Origin of the sequence: Ewingella sp. AOP9-I1-14, assembly GCF_052375995.1 — a bacterium.
In the GTDB taxonomy this organism is placed as follows: domain Bacteria; phylum Pseudomonadota; class Gammaproteobacteria; order Enterobacterales; family Enterobacteriaceae; genus Ewingella; species Ewingella allii.
Genome location: NZ_JBQSVA010000008.1, coordinates 118985 through 136262 on the forward strand (window position 1 = coordinate 118985; position 17278 = coordinate 136262).

The window sequence follows — 17278 nt, forward strand, 5'->3', positions numbered from 1 at the left end:
ACTACTTGTGGTGATAGATGAGCAATAGCTATCTGGCGTTTCCCCAGTTTGATCCGGTCATTTTCTCGCTAGGACCGGTTTCACTTCACTGGTATGGCTTGATGTATCTGGTCGGTTTCGTGTTCGCAATGTGGCTGGCCGTGCGCCGTGCCAACAAGCCGGGCAGTGGCTGGAAAAAAGAAGAAGTTGAGAACCTGCTGTATGCCGGATTCTTAGGCGTCTTCCTCGGCGGCCGCATCGGCTATGTCTTTTTCTACAACTTGCCACTGTTCCTCGAAAACCCGCTTTATCTGTTTAAAGTCTGGGATGGCGGCATGTCCTTCCACGGCGGTTTGATTGGCGTTATCGTGGTGATGCTGTGGTTTGCGCGTCGCACAAAACGCACTTTCTTCCAGGTTTCAGATTTTATTGCTCCGCTGATCCCATTTGGTCTCGGTGCAGGGCGCTTGGGTAACTTCATCAATGGCGAACTGTGGGGCCGCGTGACCACGGTGCCTTGGGCAATGCTGTTCCCTGGCTCGCGTCAGGAAGATATCGCCATTGCCTCCGCTGACCCGCAATGGCAGCCGCTGCTCAACCAATACGGCGTTCTGCCGCGTCACCCTTCGCAGGTTTACGAACTGCTGCTGGAAGGCGTAGTGCTGTTTATTATTCTCAACCTGTTCATCCGTAAGCCACGCCCAATGGGTGCTGTTTCAGGTCTATTCCTGATTGGTTACGGCGCATTCCGCAGCATCGTTGAGCACTTCCGCCAGCCGGACGCTCAGCTGGGGCTGTTCGACGGCTTCATCAGCATGGGACAGATCCTTTCGCTGCCGATGGTTATCGCTGGTGTCATCGTGATGATCTGGGCCTACCGTCGCCCGCAGAAACAATTATCTTGAGGTAACATGAAACAGTATCTGGATTTAATGCAGAAGGTGCTCGATGAGGGCACACCTAAAGCTGACCGTACCGGTACGGGTACGGTGTCAATTTTTGGTCATCAGATGCGTTTCAATCTGCAAGATGGCTTTCCACTGGTAACCACCAAGAAGTGCCATTTGCGCTCTATCATTCATGAGCTGCTGTGGTTCCTGAAAGGCGAAACCAACATTGCTTATCTGCGTGAAAACAACGTCACCATTTGGGACGAGTGGGCAGATGAGAATGGCGATCTTGGCCCGGTTTATGGCAAACAGTGGCGTTCTTGGGGCGCGGCCGATGGCAAGCAGATCGATCAGTTAAGCAACGTCATCAAACAGTTGAAGCAAGATCCTGACTCTCGTCGCATCATTGTTTCCTCTTGGAATGTCGGTGAATTGGATCAGATGGCCTTGGCGCCTTGCCATGCCTTCTTCCAGTTCTACGTGGCTAACGGCAAGCTCTCTTGCCAGCTATACCAGCGCTCATGCGACGTCTTCCTTGGCCTACCATTCAACATTGCCAGTTACGCTCTGCTGGTGCATATGGTGGCTCAGCAGTGTGACCTCGAAGTGGGTGACTTCGTCTGGACAGGCGGTGATACTCACCTCTATAGCAACCACATGGAACAGACTCATTTGCAACTGAGTCGCGAACCCCGTGCCTTGCCGAAACTGGTTATCAAACGTAAGCCGGCCTCACTGTTTGATTACGAGTTCGACGATTTTGCTATTGAGGGTTATGACCCTCACCCACCGATTAAAGCGCCGGTCGCTATCTAACCTCGCGTTATTCCCGCCAGCTCCCCGCTGGCGGGAAACTCACTCTCCCTTTTTTAACTCCCTCCCTTAACGCCATCTTTCCTGAACGCTTTTCTACACTTTTTTTCTGCCGGTATCCGGTATTTTTTCACCCGCTATTCAAGTTTGCGAGGCATCACGCAAAATCCTTGTGATTGATGATTTTTGCAGAATATTTTCTCGAGGTTTCTTGGAGATCAAAGGCTTACCCGTAGCGCAGAGAAAATGGCTGGGTAAACTCGCCGCATGGAAATGACCAACGAAGTAAAAGAGCGGGGCATGACGCTGATTGAAATACTGGTGGTGATCGCGCTTATTGCGATGTGCAGCTTATGGGGGCTACAGGGCTGGCGGGCCTATCAGCAATCGCTGGTACTGGAACAGCATGCCCAAAGATTGCGTTCATACCTGACTGAACTGCAGGCCGAGGCGAATGCTTATAACCGCTCTGCTATTTTATGGGTTATCGGCGGGAGCGGAGGCTGCGTGGGGCAGGGAAACAAGCCCGTGCGCTGTGACGCAGATAGTCCCGCGCCGCACTTTCGCATTATTGATGCCGAGGTGGAAGTTGCCGATTTTACCCACAAGGTGATGGGCTTTTATGGCATCCGCAATGCTGCTCAGGCTGGGCATATTACTCTGCGTAATTCTGCCGGCAGCCTGCGCATTATTCTTTCTGCCAGAGGCAGACTTCGAATATGCAGTGAAGGCAAAGCCATATTGGGAATATCACTATGCGTCTGAAACAGCGCGGTTTTACTTTGCCAGAGGTGCTGATGGCCTTGAGTATCGGCAGCATGCTAATGCTCAGTTCGGCGCAGCTTTATCCTTTGCTGCGCCAGCGCAGCCAAAACCTTAGTCATCACTTCCAATTAGACCAATTACTGAGAAGCGCGGCTTCTAATCTCGAGAAAGATCTGCGTCGCGCCGGCTTTTGTAATGGTGAATGCAGAGGGAGCGCCACGGTTTTTGGGCAAAGCACAGGAGAGCCAGCACATTCCTGCATCATCATCGCCTATGACCTCAATCGTAATGGCCGCTGGGAGCCTGCCGGCAATGACAATGCCGAATACTTTGCCTATCGCTTACGCGCAGGCGCCATTGAAACCCAGCGAGGTGCCGCGAGCTGCCAAGGGAGTGGTTGGGAGAAATTGCTGGATCCCGCCGAAGTCAAAGTGACCGATTTCAACGTCACAAAGCGGCTAACTCCACGTGGCAATTCATTGTTTACTATTAATATTGCTGCACACTGGCGCGAGACGCCGACGGTGCATCGCCGGGTTGAAACCCGGGTGGCAGGGCGGGCGAGATGATGGCATCAGGATGGCGGATTCAGCGGCAGAGAGGCAGCGCCATGATGCTCAGCGTCATGATGATGATGTCTCTGGGGATTATCGTTCTGACTAACCTTGGGCAGCAACTGGCGGATAGCCTGACACTCACTGGCCATGAGCATCGCTATCTAAAAGCGCGCGAGCAGGCCGAATCCTCACTGAACTGGGGACTTAACCAAACATGGCAAGCTTCAGCGAGCAATCAATGGCAGTGCCAGCATGCTGATATCCACATTCCCGGCCAGCCGCCGCAGAGCTTACGTAGCTGTGTTCGTCCCTCCCTGCGCCAAGGCGTTTTTTTGCTCAAGGGGGAGGGCACAACTGATAACCACACGCGACCGCTGGTGGTCTATCAGCAGGCGAGGATGCTGGGTTCGCCGAACGGCAGCCGCAGATTTGCCGCAATTGCGCAGGGCTGGTTAGATTTCTGCCCTGAGTCAGAGCCTGATTATTGTGAAGAAGATGCAAGAGAGGATAACAATGCAAAAGGGATTTAGCCTGCCAGAGGCGCTGATAGCGACTTTGCTACTCGCAGTCTCTTTATTGGCGCTGTTGCAATATTACCAATCACTGAGCAATGGCTTTAGCCGCCAGTGGCAGTTCAGACAGGCAAAGTCTGAGGCACACGCCCAGCTCGAGGTCTTTGCTGTTAGCGGCAAAGGTTATCCACTGGCGGCTGGCTGGCAAAGCCAGATAACTGTGGCAAATCAGCTCGGCGGGTGCCGAAGCGTAGTGACTCAGGTACAAGCCCCTGTTGGATATCTCGCCCGTGCGGCAAGAATATTGTGTGATTCAGATAGCGAACCCGTCTTATGACGCCAATCGGCCTAGGTCACGGGTTTTCATTAGGTTCTAAGCTGGTTAGAGTAGTCTGCTGAATCTTCAAAATGCACATATAAATTCGTCTTTTTTCCTCAAGGAAGCGCCAATGTTTACGGTTTATCACTCAAACCAATTAGATATTCTGAAAACGCTGACCACGGCGCTAATTGAGGGGCGCCCGCTCGCCGATCCTTTCAGCCAAGAAGTGATTCTGGTGCAAAGCCCAGGCATGGCGCAGTGGCTGCAAATGGAGTTGGCGCAGACATTTGGTATCGCAGCGAACATCGCATTCCCGCTGCCCGCGACCTTTATTTGGGACATGTTCACTAAAGTCTTACCGGGCATTCCCAAAGAGAGCGCCTTTAGCAAGGACGCGATGACATGGAAACTCATGTGGCTATTGCCGCAGAAATTGGGTGAAGAGGACTTTGCCTCGCTGCGCCACTATTTAGATGACGACGAAGACAAACGCAAAATACATCAGCTCGCCGCCCGGGTAGCTGACCTTTTTGACCAATATCTGGTTTATCGTCCCGAATGGCTTAAAGCATGGGAAAGCGAGCGACAGGTGGAAGGGCTTGATGAGGCGCAGCGCTGGCAATCCTCCCTGTGGCGCGCGCTGTGTACCTATACTCAAGAATTGCAACAGCCGGAATGGCACCGTGCCAACCTGTATCAGAACTTCATTTCCCAGCTGGAAAACGCCAAAGTCACTCCGGCGGGCTTACCTTCTCGCGTATTTATCTGCGGGATCTCTGCATTGCCTCCGGTCTATTTGCAGGCCTTACAGGCGTTAGGCAAGCACATTGATATTCATCTGATGTTCACCAACCCGTGCAAATATTATTGGGGTGATATCCAGAACTACGCCTTTCTCGCCCGGCTGCAAAGCCGCAAGCGACGCCACTATCTTGAAAAGCTGGAAGATCCCTCTCTGTTCCGTGAGCCGGCACAGGCTGCTCAGCTCTTTAACGATGACGGCATGCAGAACCTGAGTAATCCATTATTGGCTTCATGGGGCAAGCTTGGGCGCGACCACATGTTCTTGTTGTCGCAGGTGGACGATATTCAGGAAGTCCACGCCTTCGTTGATGTGGGAGATGGCTCTCTACTCCATGCCGTTCAGCAAGATATGTTGGAATTAGAGGACCATGCCATCATAGGGATGACGCCGGAAACCCTGCTCAGCAGTGACCAAAAGAGGGTGTTGAATCCAAAAGATCGCTCCCTAAGCTTGCATGTGTGCCACAGTCCGCAGCGCGAAGTTGAGATTCTGTATGACAATCTGCTCGCGCTGATGGCTGAAAACCCGGCGCTTACCCCGCGCGATATTATCGTCATGGTGGCGGATATCGACAGCTACGCGCCTTATATTCAGGCGGTATTTGGTAATGCGCCAGCAGAGCGCTATCTGCCCTTTGCCCTGTCGGATCGTAAAGCAAGTCAGGCTCACCCCGCGCTGCAAGCCTTTATCTCCCTGCTCGATTTACCGCAAAGCCGCTTTACTGCCGAACAAGTTCTCGGGCTGTTGGAAGTCCCCGCGCTGGCTTCGCGCTTCTCCATTGATGAAGATGGACTGCGACTTTTGCGCCAGTGGGTCGGGGAATCTGGGATTCGCTGGGGGCTGGATGACGACAACGTCCGTGAGCTGTCACTGCCCGCGACTGGCCAGCACACCTGGCACTTTGGTTTGACCCGCATGCTGCTGGGCTACGCCATGGATAGCCAGTCGGGAGAGTGGCAGGGCGTCTTACCTTATGATGAATCAACCGGGCTGGCCGCCGAATTGGCCGGGCATTTAGCCGAGTTGCTGATGCAGCTTAGCCAGTGGCGCATAACCTTATCCAAGCCGCGCAGCGTCAGCGAGTGGCTGCCTCTGTGTCAGGAACTGCTTAGCACATTCTTCTCCGCCGAAGGGGAAACCGAAGTGGCATTGGCACTGATTGAGCAGCAGTGGCAAAAAGTTCTCAGCCACGGCGTTGCTGCTCACTATCCAGATCTTGTCCCGTTGTCTATCTTGCGTGACGAACTGACGTCAAAACTCGATCAAGAGCGCATCAGCCAGCGTTTTCTGGCCGGCCCGATTAACTTCTGTACCCTGATGCCAATGCGGTCCATCCCCTTCAAAGTGGTATGCCTGCTGGGAATGAATGATGGCATTTACCCAAGAACGCTGCCGCCGCTGGGTTTTGATCTGATGGCGCAGAAAGTGGAAAGGGGCGATCGCAGCCGCCGCGACGATGACCGTTATCTATTCCTTGAAGCGCTGCTTTCGGCTCAGGATCATCTCTACATTAGCTATATTGGGCGCTCGATTCAGGATAATAGCGAGCGCTACCCTTCGGTGCTGGTGACAGAGCTGTTGGAGTACATCGGCCAAAGTTACTGTCTCGACGGTGATGAAGGCTTAACGGCGGATCAAAGTGCTGAGCGCGTCACAAAGCATCTGCTGTGCTGGCATCCGCGCACGCCTTTTGACGCCACTAATTTCGAGGCCGGTAACGAACATCAAAGCTTTGCGGCAGAATGGCTGCCTGCGGCCAGCCGAAAGGGTGATGACGTTCTGGATTTCAACCAACCTTTAGAGCCAGTGGCAACCACTGAAGTGACGCTAGAAAACTTGCTGCGTTTTTATCGTCACCCTATCAAGGCCTTTTTCCAAATGAGGCTCAATGTGAGTTTCGTGCTGGAAGAGACCGAACTGTCGGATGAAGAGCCTTTCATTCTGGACAATCTTGACCGTTACCAGTTCAACACCCAACTTCTCAACACGCTGATTGAAGAGCGGGATCCTGCACAACTCTTTACCCGAGTTCGCGCGTCCGGCGGCCTGCCGTACGGCCCGTTTGGTGAAATTTACTGGCAGAAGCAGTTGGAAGAAATGACTGAATTAGCCGACACCGTGCGCAGCGAAAGACAGGAGTACGGCAGCGTTGAGCTAGATTTGTCCGTGGGCGATATCAAACTGACGGGTTGGCTACATCAGGTACAAGACAATGGGCTGCTGCGCTGGCGTCCTGCGGCCTTGCTGGCCAGAGACGGTCTGTTATTGTGGATTGAACACTTAGCCTATTGCGCCGCCGGTGGCAAGGGCGACAGTCGGATGTATGGTCGCGGTGCCACGGCATGGCGATTTGCCGCGATGCCAGCTGAGAGAGCAACGCAGCATCTACAGGATTTGATTAACGGGTATCTGGAGGGGATGTCTGAACCTTTGATTTTACTCAACAAAAGTGGCTGGGCATGGTTATCGCAGTGTTTTGATAAAGATACTGGTACGGTAAGTCATGATGAGGAAAAGCTTGAGAAAGCGCGCAACAAGTTACTTCAGGCATGGCAGGGGGATATTCGCGTGCCGGGAGAAGGTGCCGATCCTTATATTCAGCGGGTGTTCCGTCAGTTAGATACGCAAAAATTACAAATTATTATCCGTGAAGCGGAACGCTTCCTTTTGCCCCTAGCCCGACACAATCTGGCATAGTGGCATGAGTTCAAAAATTTACCTTATTGGGGGAGAGTGGCAATGTTAAAACAGCTTACCCGTGTTTCAGGGTTACTGTTGTTATCAGTCTTTTGGATACCGGCAGCATGGTGTGCGACTGACTGGCAGCCGTATGCACAAGCAATCAATAAGAGTCAGAACGACCCGCGTCAGTATCAGGCGATCACGTTGAATAATGGGATGACGGTGCTATTGGTTTCCGACAGCGAAGCCAGTAAATCTCTGGCTGCGTTAGCGATTCCCGTGGGATCTTTAGAAGATCCCGACTCCCAACTCGGTCTGGCACACTACACCGAACATATGCTGCTGATGGGCTCCAAAAAGTATCCCGAGCCGGAAAGCCTGTCTGAGTTTTTGAAAAAGCACGGTGGCAGCCACAATGGCAGCACCGCCTCCTACCGCACGGCTTTTTATCTTGAGGTTGAAAATGACGCGCTACAGCCCGCGGTTGATAGATTAGCGGACGCCATTGCCGAGCCGCTGCTCGACCCATTGAATGCCGACCGTGAACGTAACGCGGTCAATGCCGAGCTGACCATGGCGCGTTCCCGAGACGGCATGCGTATGGCGCAAGTTCGCGCTGAAACCCTGAACCCTGCTCACCCTAGCGCCCGTTTTTCCGGCGGCAACCTTGATACGCTAAAAGATAAGCCAGGGAGTAAATTACACGATGAGCTTACGGCGTTTTATCATCGTTATTACTCGGCTAATCTGATGGTGGCCGTGATTTATAGCAATAAACCCTTGCCCGAACTGGCCCAGCTGGCCGCAGACACCTTTGGTAAAATTGGCAATCACAACGCCAGCGTCCCGGCCATTACTGTTCCGACGCTTACCGAGGCGCAAAAGGGTGAGATTATTCATTTCATTCCGGCCCAGCCGCGTAAACAGCTGCGCATTGAATTTGCCATTGATAACAACAGCGCTGCTTTCCGCAGTAAAACTGACACCTATATCAGTTACTTGATTGGCAACCGTAGCCCTAACACCTTATCGGACTGGTTACAGAAAGAGGGGCTGGCTGATGGAATTAACGCCGGGGCGGATCCTATGGTGGATCGCAATCAGGGCGTGTTCAATATCTCAATTTCCCTTACGGATAAAGGGCTGGCTCAGCGCGACAGAGTGATTGCGGCGGTGTTTAGCTATCTGAATGAGATGCGTCAGCAGGGGATCAAAAAAGAGTATTTCGACGAAATCGCGCACGTCATGGCCTTGGATTATCGTTATCCGGCGTTAACTCGCGATATGGATTATGTCGAGTGGCTGGTTGATACCATGCTCAGAGTGCCTGTCGAGCACGTTTTAGATTCGCCATATTTAACCGACCAGTTTGACCCTGCGGCTATCGCTGCTCGACTTGATCAACTGACACCACAGAATGCTCGTTACTGGTACATCAGCCCTGATGAGCCCCACAATAAAGTGGCCTATTTTGTGAATGCGCCTTATCAGGTTGATAAGCTCCCCGCCGCGACCTTTGAACAATGGAAGCAGCAGAGCCAGCAAATTTCGCTCTCTCTGCCTGCGCTGAACCCCTACATTCCTGACTCATTGGCGTTAGTGAATAAGCAGGGCGACCAGACCAAACCTAAGCTGGTGGTGGAGAAAAACGGCCTGCGCGTTTTCTATATGCCAAGCCGCTACTTCTCGCAAGAGCCTAAAGCCAATGTGATGGTGTCGTTCCGCAACGCCCAGGCGCTGGGTAATGCAAAAAACCAGGTATTGTATGGCCTGACGGACTATCTGACCGGCGTGGCCTTTGACCAACTGAGCTATCAGGCCTCTATTGGCGGCATTAGCTTCTCCACCTCGCCAGACAATGGATTGCAGTTTGCAGCCACTGGCTTTACCGAGCGTTTGCCGGTATTGCTTAGCAAGCTGGTGGACAGCTATCCGGACTTCAAACCGACCCAAGAACAGCTTGATCAGGCTAAGTCCTGGTATCTGGAACGTTTAGCGTCAGCGGATAAAGGCAAGGCCTTTGAGTTGGCCCTGCAACCCGTCCAGCTGGTTTCCCGCATCCCTTATACCGAGCGAGAAGAGCGCGAAAAGCTAGTCAAGGGCATCACCCTTGAGCAAATCAACGCCTATCGCGAGAGCCTTATCCATAACGCCGCAGTGGAGATTATGGTGATTGGCAACATGACTGAGCCCGAAGTGAAGGCCATGTCAGAAGCTATCGTCAATAAAGTGGGAGTACACGGTTCTCAGTGGTGGCGTGGCAGCCATGTTGAAATCAAAAAGCCGCAGAAGGTCAATATTCAGCGTCAGGGTAGCAGCACGGACTGCGCGCTGGCGGCGGTCTATATTCCGACTGGCTATGATGAAGTGCAGAGCATGGCCTACAGCTCGCTGCTCGGCCAGATTATCCAGCCTTGGTTCTACAGCCAATTACGCACTCAGGAGCAGCTGGGGTATGCCGTGTTTGCCTTCCCAATCCCTGTCGGCAAGCAGTGGGGGATTGGCTTCCTGCTGCAAAGCAACAGCAAGCAGCCACATTACCTTTATCAGCGCTATTTGGCATTTTATCCTCAGGCGGAAAAACGGCTGCGTGCGATGAAGCCTGACGAATTTGCGCAGTACAAACAGGCGCTGATTAATGAGATGCAGCAGCGTCCGCAAACGCTTGATGAAGAGGCCGATCGCTTAGGCAATGATTTCAGCCGTGGAGAAAGCGACTTTAATACGCGCGACAAGGTGCTGGCGGTTATTAAGAGCCTGACCCAACAGGAGTTGGCGGATTATTTCCATAAAGCGGTGATCAAAATGAACGGCCTGGCGATGCTTTCGCAAGTGTCAGGCAATGACGCGAAAACGGCTGACTATGCCAAACCGGCCGGGTTTAAAACCTACCCGAACACGTCTTCAATCCAGAAAACATTTCCTCACCAGGTAAACAGTCAATGACAGAGATTATCCCGCAGAAGCTTGAACCGCTGACGCTGCCCCTCACCGGAGCACGGTTGATTGAGGCCTCTGCGGGCACGGGCAAGACCTTCACGCTGGCCGTGCTTTATCTGCGGCTATTGCTCGGGCTGGGCAAGGAGGCCGCTTTTCCCCGCAGTTTGACGGTGGAAGAAATTCTGGTGGTGACCTTTACCGAGGCGGCCACTGAGGAGCTACGTGGCCGTATCCGCAGCAACATTCATGAGCTAAGAATTGCCTGCGTGCGGGGCCAGAGCGACAATCCGATGATGATGTCGCTGATGGCGCAAATCGAGGATTTAGCTTCGGCAGCCCATATTTTGCTGGCGGCAGAACGGCAGATGGATGAAGCCGCGATTTATACTATCCACGGATTTTGCCAGCGAATGCTCACTCACAACGCTTTCGAGTCAGGCATTCTGTTTGAACAGACCTTAGTTCAAGACGAGTTACCTTTGCGCCGTCAGGCCTGCGCCGACTTCTGGCGTCGCCATTGCTATCCGCTGCCACTGGACATCGCGCGCGTGATTTCGCAGGAGTGGAGCGGGCCGGAAGCCTTACTCAGCGACTTATCGCCTTATTTGCATGGTGAAATGCCCCAGCTCCGCCAGCCGCCAGCTGAGGACGAAACTATTGAGACGCGTCACCAGCAGATACTCGAACGCATTAACAGCATCAAGCAGCAATGGCTGGCGGCATCGGCTGATATCGCCGCTATCATCAATGACTCCGGGGTCGATAAACGCAGTTATAGCTCACGATATCTGCCGGTGTGGCTGGAAAACGTCGGGTTATGGGCTGCGCAAGCCACTGAAGACTACCAGTTGCCGAAGGAACTTGAGCGCTTTAGGCAGTCGGTGCTGTTGGAAAAAACCAAGAAAGGCAATGCTCCGCAGCACGGCGTTTTCGACAGCATAGACGCCATCCTCACCGAGCCACTGACGCTGCGCGATTTGATTATTGCGCGAGCATTAAGCGAAATTCGTTTCACCATTCAGAAAGAGAAGCGCCAGCGCGCCGAGCTAGGCTTTGACGATCTCTTGAGCCGCCTTGACGCCGCGCTGCATCAGCCTGGTGGAGAGCTGTTAGCACAGGCTATTCGCAGCCGTTATCCGTTGGCGATGATCGACGAATTCCAGGATACGGACCCCCAGCAGTACCGCATCTTCCAGCGTCTATATGTCAACCAGCCCCAGTGCGGCTTGCTGCTTATCGGCGACCCCAAGCAGGCGATTTATGCGTTTCGCGGCGCTGACATCTTCACCTATATGCGGGCGCGTTCGGAAGTTAGCGCTCACTATACTATGGACACGAACTGGCGTTCATCCGTCAGTATGGTGAAAGGCGTTAATCATCTGTTTTCCCAGCTTAATAACCCGTTCGTGTTCTCCCAGATTCCTTTTATTCAGGTCTCTCCGGCGGAGAAAAATGCTCAGCTCGACTTTGAATTGGATGGGGTGAGCCAACCAGCTTTGCATTTCTGGTTACAGCAGGGGGAAGGGGTTGGAGTAAGTGATTACCAACAGCTTATGGCGCGCCAGTGCGCGGCGCAGATTCGCGACTGGCTGACGGCCGGGCAAAATCAGCAGGCGTGGCTGGTGAATGCCAAGGGTGAACGTAGTCTGGTTCAGGCGTCCGATATTACCGTTTTGGTACGCAGCCGCGCAGAAGCGGCCTTGATCCGCGACGCCCTGAGCGCGCTCGACATTCCTTCTGTGTATCTCTCCAACCGCGACAGCGTTTTCGAAACGGCGGAAGCCAAGGACATTTTGTGGCTGTTGCAGGCGGTGCTGACACCTGAGCACGAGCGCACCCTGCGCAGTGCCATGGCCACCGGCATCATCGGCCTTGATGCCCTGACGCTGGATAACTTGAGCAAAGATGAGCGGGCCTGGGATGCCTTAGTCGACGAGTTTGACGGCTACCGCCAGCGCTGGGCGCGGCGCGGCGTGCTGCCCATGCTTAAGTCATTGATTGCTCATCGTCATTTGGCCGAGAACCTGCTGGCGGCAACCGGGGGAGAGAGAAGACTGACCGATTTACTGCATCTTGGCGAGTTATTGCAGGAAGCCGCCGCCCAGCTTGATAGTGAGCACGCACTGGTGCGCTGGTTGGCGCAGCAAATCGCCTCCCCGGATCGCCAATCGCAGAGCCAACAATTAAGGCTGGAGAGCGATAAACACTTGGTGCAGGTGGTGACCATTCATAAGTCCAAAGGTCTGGAGTATCCGCTGGTCTGGCTGCCGTTTATCAGTAATTTCCGCCAGCAGCAGCAAGGCTTGTACCACGACCGCAGCACCTTTTCGGCCATGCTAGACCTCAATAGTGATGAGCAAAGTAAGGAGTTGGCCGAAGAGGAGCGTCTGGCGGAGGATCTCCGTCTGCTCTATGTGGCGCTGACGCGTTCGGTTTACCACTGTAGCGTGGGCATTGCGCCTTTGATGCAGGGCAACCGCAAAAAGCAGGGCGATACCGATTTACACCTCGGGGCGATGGGCTATTTGGTGCAGAAAGCTCAGGCTGCCGACGCCGCAGGGTTAGTCGCCTGCCTCAGTAGCATTAGCAATGAGGATGTGGTGTTCTCCACTATTGAATCGCCAGAGCAAACGCCGTGGGCCGCACCAAGCGATGAGCTAAAAACACTTTCCGCACGCCAAATGAAACGCCAAATTCAAGACAGCTGGCGCATCACCAGTTACTCCGGCCTACAGCAGCACGGCACGGCGTTGGCGCAAGACCTGCTGCCGAAGCTAGATGTTGAAGCTGCGGGTGAGCAGCAAGAGGCCGTCGAGCCACAAATGAATGCCCACACGTTTCCGCGCGGTGCTTCGCCCGGGACCTTCCTGCACAGCATTTTCGAGGAAATCGCCTTTGACGCAGAGGTTGATGACCAATGGCTGACGGAAAAGCTAACAGCTCAGGGCCTTGATGCTGAGTGGCTACCCGTGCTTAAAGCCTGGATTGAAGCCATTTTAAACACGCCGCTCGGTGAGCCGCAGATGAAACTCAGCGCGATTGACCAAGGCAAATTGCAGTCTGAATTGCAGTTCTACTTGCCTATCGACAGCTTGCTTCAGGCTTCGCAACTCAACGCCGTGGTGAAACATTTCGACAGTTTATCCGCCCGCTGCCCGTCGCTTAACTTCCAGCAGGTGCAGGGCATGCTCAAAGGCTTTATCGACTTAGTATTCTTCTGGGAAGGGCGTTTTTACTTGCTCGATTACAAGTCCAACTGGCTGGGTGATGACAGTAGTGCTTATACCGAAGAAGCAATGGAAAGCGCGATGGCTGAGCACCGCTATGACCTGCAATACCAGCTCTATACGCTGGCGCTCCATCGCTATTTAGGCCATCGGCTGGCCGATTATGACTATGAGCGCCATTTTGGCGGCGTGATTTACCTGTTCCTGCGCGGCGTCGACCCGGAGCATCCGGGTAATGGCGTTTTTCGCCGTCGCCCGTCGCAGGAGTTCATCGAGTGCCTTGACCTGTTATTTAGAGGCGAGTTTGTCCCTGATGAAGCCATGCTTGAACAGGCCAGGATGCTGGAGGGGCAGCTATGAATAGCTCTGCGACATTGAAAATTGGCTCAGCGGTTGATGCCCTGTTCGAACAAGCCTTACTGCAAGGCGCGTTGAGATCACTGGATGTGCAGTTTGCCCGCATGATTGCCGGAGGAACGCAGGCTGAGACTGAATATGCCGCGTTAATGCTGGCGGCCGCCTGCCTGAGCAGTGAAGCGGGGAGTGGTCACGTGTGCCTGCATTTGGACCAGCTCAGCCCAGATTCCCTGTTTGACGGTCGTTATCCGCAGCTAGCTATTGAGCTTTGGAAAACAGCCGGTGAGCCGGATACCGAGCAGTGGCTGACACTATTAAACCGCCACGCAGCTGTCAGCGACGGCAGCCAGCCAACGCCGATGGTCTTGCAGGAAAACCGTCTTTATCTCCAGCGAATGTGGCAGAGCGAGGGCGAGGTCGCCGATTTCTTCAGTGCTGAAAAACGTCTGGATGCCTCGCTCATTTCACCACTGACCGTGGATGAAACGCGGCTTAAAACGATTCTGGATGACCTGTTTGGTCACTCAGACTCAGCCGAGATTGATTGGCAGAAAGTCGCGGCGGCGGTGGCGGCCACGCGGCGGATTTCAATCATTTCCGGCGGGCCTGGTACCGGCAAAACCACCACGGTTGCCAAGCTATTAGCCGCGCTGGTTCAGCTCTATCCGCAGCAGAAACTGCGCATTCAACTCGCCGCGCCCACCGGCAAGGCGGCAGCGCGTTTGACCGACTCTCTGGGGCAGGCCAGTCTGCGTTTACCTCTTAGCGAAGCCGAGCGCGCCGCTTTCCCGGCTGAAGCCTCGACATTACACCGATTGCTGGGCGCACAGCCCGGCAGCCAGCGCATGCGTTACCACCGTGGGAATCCGCTGCACCTTGACGTGCTGGTGGTGGATGAAGCCTCAATGGTTGACCTGCCGATGATGGCGCGGCTGATTGAAGCACTGCCCGCGCAGGCGCGAGTGATTTTCCTTGGCGACCGTGACCAGTTGGCTTCGGTAGAAGCAGGGGCGGTGTTGGGAGATATCTGCCGCTTTGCAGAGCAGGGGTACAGCGCAGAGCGCGCCACCCAACTGAGTTATTTGACCGGCTGCCCTGTCGCGCCAACCGAAGTGGCTAACGCCGCCAGCGTGCGCGATAGCTTGTGCCTCCTGCGCCGCAGCTATCGGTTTGATTCGGCGTCGGGTATTGGTCAGTTGGCGAAAGCCGTCAATGCAGGGGAGAGCGCCGCCGCGTCTGCCGTGCTGGCGCAAGGCTTGCCGGACGTGACGGGCTATCCGCTCAATGAAACTGAGGATTTCCAGCCGCTTCTCGATGCCTGCGTGGCGGGCTATCTTCCTTATCTCCAAGGCGTCAGACACAGCGCATCGCCGGATAGCATTTTGCAGGACTTTGGCCGTTTTCAGGTGTTATGCGCGCTGCGCGAAGGACCGTTTGGCGTAAAAGGGCTGAATGAGCGCATCGAACAACTGCTAAATCGCAAAGGGCTGATCCGCCGACCTGCCGTGCTGGCGGGGAAATGGTATGCCGGCAGGCCGGTGATGATCAGTCGAAATGACAGCGCGCTGGGGTTATTCAACGGTGATATCGGTATCGCCTTGCAAAGCGAAAGTGGCGAGCTGAGGGTCTACTTCCAGCTTCCGGGCGGTGAAGTGAAATCCGTGCAGCCGAGCCGCTTGCCAGCCCATGAAACGGCTTACGCCATGACGGTGCATAAGTCTCAAGGCTCTGAGTTTGACCACACGCTGCTGGTGCTGCCTAACCATTTCCTGCCGGTGCTAACCCGTGAGTTGGTCTATACCGCCATTACCCGAGCTAAAAAGCAGTTGTCGCTTTATGCCAGTGAGAAGGTGTTCAACATCGCGACCCGCACGCGAACTCGCCGCCGCAGCGGGCTGGCGGAACGGCTGAGCGAACAGGGCGAGTCGTCCTCTCTCAATCCTGAGTAGTAAAAACAAAACGGGGCTTCTCTACGCGTGAGAAGCCCCGTTATTTTTTATCACTAACCTAGTGTAAGCCCTGCTTTAAAGCTCGGTCAGCAGAATTTTGGAGCGGCGCTGATAGTTGTACATTTCCTGTTTCTGGATTGGCAGGACGTCTACTTCAGCCGGCTGGAAACCGCGCTCCTGGAACCAGTGGATGCTGCGAGTGGTTAACACAAACAGGCGATCCAGCCCCATTTGCTTCGCCTGACTGGCGACGCGTTTCAGCAGCATTTCGCCGCGTGACGAGCTGCGATAGTCGGGGTGCACCGCCACGCAGGCCATTTCGCCAATACGCTCTTCCGGGAACGGATAGAGCGCGGCGCAGGCGATGGTCAGGTTATCGCGTTCGATAATGGTGAATTTGTCGATTTCCATCTCTAGCTGCTCGCGCGAGCGGCGAACCAAAATACCCTGCTGCTCCAGCGGGCGAATCAGCTCGAGAATGCCGCCGATATCGTTAATTGTCGCACGGCGCACCTGTTCGGCACTTTCCATCACGATTTGCGTACCGATGCCGTCGCGGGAGAACAGCTCCTGAACCAGGGCGCCGTCTTCCTGATAGCTGATCAGATGGCTACGGCGCACGCCGCTGCGGCAGGCTTTGACTGCCCCGCGCAGGAAGCGCACGGTGCCGGACTGATAATCGCCACTGGCTTCCATGGTGTCGATTCGAGCCTGCGCATCGTTCGGGAACAGTTCCGAAATAATATTATCGTCTTCGTCGATCACGCCCTGAGACGAGCAGAAGCCAATCATTTTTTCTGCTTTCAATTTGATTGCAAGCTGGGTCGCCACCTCTTCGGAGGTCAGGTTGAAGCTTTCACCCGTAACGGAAACGGCAACCGGCCCAAGCAGCACAATGGCGTTGCTGTCGAGTTGGCGGTGGATCGCTTCCTCATCAATGCGGCGAATACGGCCGGTATGGCAGTAGTCGATACCGTCGTCGACCCCCAAAGGCTGGGCTATGATGAAGTTACCGCTGACCACATTAATATGCGCACCCTGAAGTGGCGTATTATTCAGGCTCATGGAGAGGCGGGCGGTGATGTCGAGCTGCAATAAACCCGCCGCTTGCTTGACTAATTCGAGGGTACGGGCGTCGGTGACGCGGGTATTCTTATGGTAGATAGGTTCATAATTATGCTCCGCCAGATTTTCATCAATCTGCGGGCGAGCGCCGTAAACCACCACCAAACGAATGCCCAGACTGTGTAACAGCCCGATATCATTGACGATGTTGGTAAAGTTCTCATGCTCAATGGCTTCGCCGCCCAGCATGACAACGAACGTTTTGCCACGGTGTGCATTAATGTAGGGAACCGAGTGGCGAAAACCCTGAACCAATTCAGTACTACGTTCCTTCACGGCAAAACCTCATTTGAATTTTTATTCGTAATTTCTGTATTTTTATTCTTTTATGTCGATGTGGCAAGTAAGAAATCTC

The 17278-nt window shown here is 54.2% G+C and carries 11 protein-coding genes; 10 read left to right on the plus strand and 1 reads right to left on the minus strand.

Annotation, left to right across the window (positions count from 1 at the left end):
* Positions 1–17 precede the first annotated feature (17 nt).
* The 10 genes from lgt to recD all read left to right on the plus strand — a co-directional run bounded on the left by lgt (position 18) and on the right by recD (position 15798).
* On the plus strand, positions 18–884 hold the full coding sequence (gene lgt / locus ACT3RT_RS19305; protein WP_353503269.1) for a prolipoprotein diacylglyceryl transferase: 867 nt from the start codon (positions 18–20) through the stop codon (positions 882–884).
* 6 nt (positions 885–890) lie between these two features.
* Entirely contained in the window at positions 891–1685 is a 795-nt protein-coding gene (gene thyA, locus ACT3RT_RS19310) for a thymidylate synthase (protein ID WP_353503268.1), read from the plus strand.
* Between the two features lie 264 nt (positions 1686–1949).
* The gene (locus tag ACT3RT_RS19315) at positions 1950–2447 is read left to right on the plus strand and encodes a prepilin peptidase-dependent protein (protein WP_496203593.1); all 498 of its coding nucleotides are present in this window, start codon (positions 1950–1952) and stop codon (positions 2445–2447) included.
* Complete coding sequence (locus ACT3RT_RS19320; RefSeq protein WP_496203594.1) at positions 2438–3016, plus strand: prepilin peptidase-dependent protein; 579 nt, start codon at positions 2438–2440, stop codon at positions 3014–3016. The genes ACT3RT_RS19315 and ACT3RT_RS19320 overlap by 10 nt, the downstream gene beginning before the upstream one ends.
* Entirely contained in the window at positions 3013–3534 is a 522-nt protein-coding gene (locus ACT3RT_RS19325) for a YgdB family protein (protein ID WP_496203595.1), read from the plus strand. The genes ACT3RT_RS19320 and ACT3RT_RS19325 overlap by 4 nt, the downstream gene beginning before the upstream one ends.
* On the plus strand, positions 3518–3853 hold the full coding sequence (locus ACT3RT_RS19330; protein WP_496203596.1) for a prepilin-type N-terminal cleavage/methylation domain-containing protein: 336 nt from the start codon (positions 3518–3520) through the stop codon (positions 3851–3853). The genes ACT3RT_RS19325 and ACT3RT_RS19330 overlap by 17 nt, the downstream gene beginning before the upstream one ends.
* A 112-nt stretch (positions 3854–3965) precedes the next feature.
* Positions 3966–7340 (plus strand): exodeoxyribonuclease V subunit gamma, encoded by a 3375-nt coding sequence (gene recC, locus ACT3RT_RS19335; RefSeq protein ID WP_496203597.1) that lies wholly within the window; start codon positions 3966–3968, stop codon positions 7338–7340.
* A 42-nt stretch (positions 7341–7382) separates the two neighbouring features.
* Entirely contained in the window at positions 7383–10271 is a 2889-nt protein-coding gene (gene ptrA / locus ACT3RT_RS19340) for a pitrilysin (RefSeq protein WP_496203598.1), read from the plus strand.
* Positions 10268–13852: an exodeoxyribonuclease V subunit beta gene (recB, locus tag ACT3RT_RS19345; RefSeq protein ID WP_485904038.1), complete on the plus strand. Its 3585-nt coding sequence runs from the start codon at positions 10268–10270 to the stop codon at positions 13850–13852. Before ptrA ends, recB begins: the two co-directional genes overlap by 4 nt.
* Complete coding sequence (gene recD, locus ACT3RT_RS19350) at positions 13849–15798, plus strand: exodeoxyribonuclease V subunit alpha (RefSeq protein WP_485904039.1); 1950 nt, start codon at positions 13849–13851, stop codon at positions 15796–15798. Before recB ends, recD begins: the two co-directional genes overlap by 4 nt.
* Before the next feature lie 75 nt (positions 15799–15873).
* Here recD and argA read toward each other — a convergent pair whose 3' ends face one another.
* The gene (argA, locus tag ACT3RT_RS19355) at positions 15874–17199 is read right to left on the minus strand and encodes an amino-acid N-acetyltransferase (RefSeq protein ID WP_353503259.1); all 1326 of its coding nucleotides are present in this window, start codon (positions 17197–17199) and stop codon (positions 15874–15876) included.
* Positions 17200–17278 lie beyond the last annotated feature (79 nt).

Excerpts from the sequence above, each read along its gene's own strand:
- lgt (WP_353503269.1), top strand. The coding sequence starts at position 18 with ATGAGCAATAGCTATCTGGCGTTTCCCCAGTTTGATCCGGTCATTTTC.
- thyA (WP_353503268.1), top strand. The coding sequence starts at position 891 with ATGAAACAGTATCTGGATTTAATGCAGAAGGTGCTCGATGAGGGCACA.
- ACT3RT_RS19315 (WP_496203593.1), top strand. The coding sequence starts at position 1,950 with ATGGAAATGACCAACGAAGTAAAAGAGCGGGGCATGACGCTGATTGAA.
- ACT3RT_RS19320 (WP_496203594.1), top strand. The coding sequence starts at position 2,438 with ATGCGTCTGAAACAGCGCGGTTTTACTTTGCCAGAGGTGCTGATGGCC.
- ACT3RT_RS19325 (WP_496203595.1), top strand. The coding sequence starts at position 3,013 with ATGATGGCATCAGGATGGCGGATTCAGCGGCAGAGAGGCAGCGCCATG.
- ACT3RT_RS19330 (WP_496203596.1), top strand. The coding sequence starts at position 3,518 with ATGCAAAAGGGATTTAGCCTGCCAGAGGCGCTGATAGCGACTTTGCTA.
- recC (WP_496203597.1), top strand. The coding sequence starts at position 3,966 with ATGTTTACGGTTTATCACTCAAACCAATTAGATATTCTGAAAACGCTG.
- ptrA (WP_496203598.1), top strand. The coding sequence starts at position 7,383 with ATGTTAAAACAGCTTACCCGTGTTTCAGGGTTACTGTTGTTATCAGTC.
- recB (WP_485904038.1), top strand. The coding sequence starts at position 10,268 with ATGACAGAGATTATCCCGCAGAAGCTTGAACCGCTGACGCTGCCCCTC.
- recD (WP_485904039.1), top strand. The coding sequence starts at position 13,849 with ATGAATAGCTCTGCGACATTGAAAATTGGCTCAGCGGTTGATGCCCTG.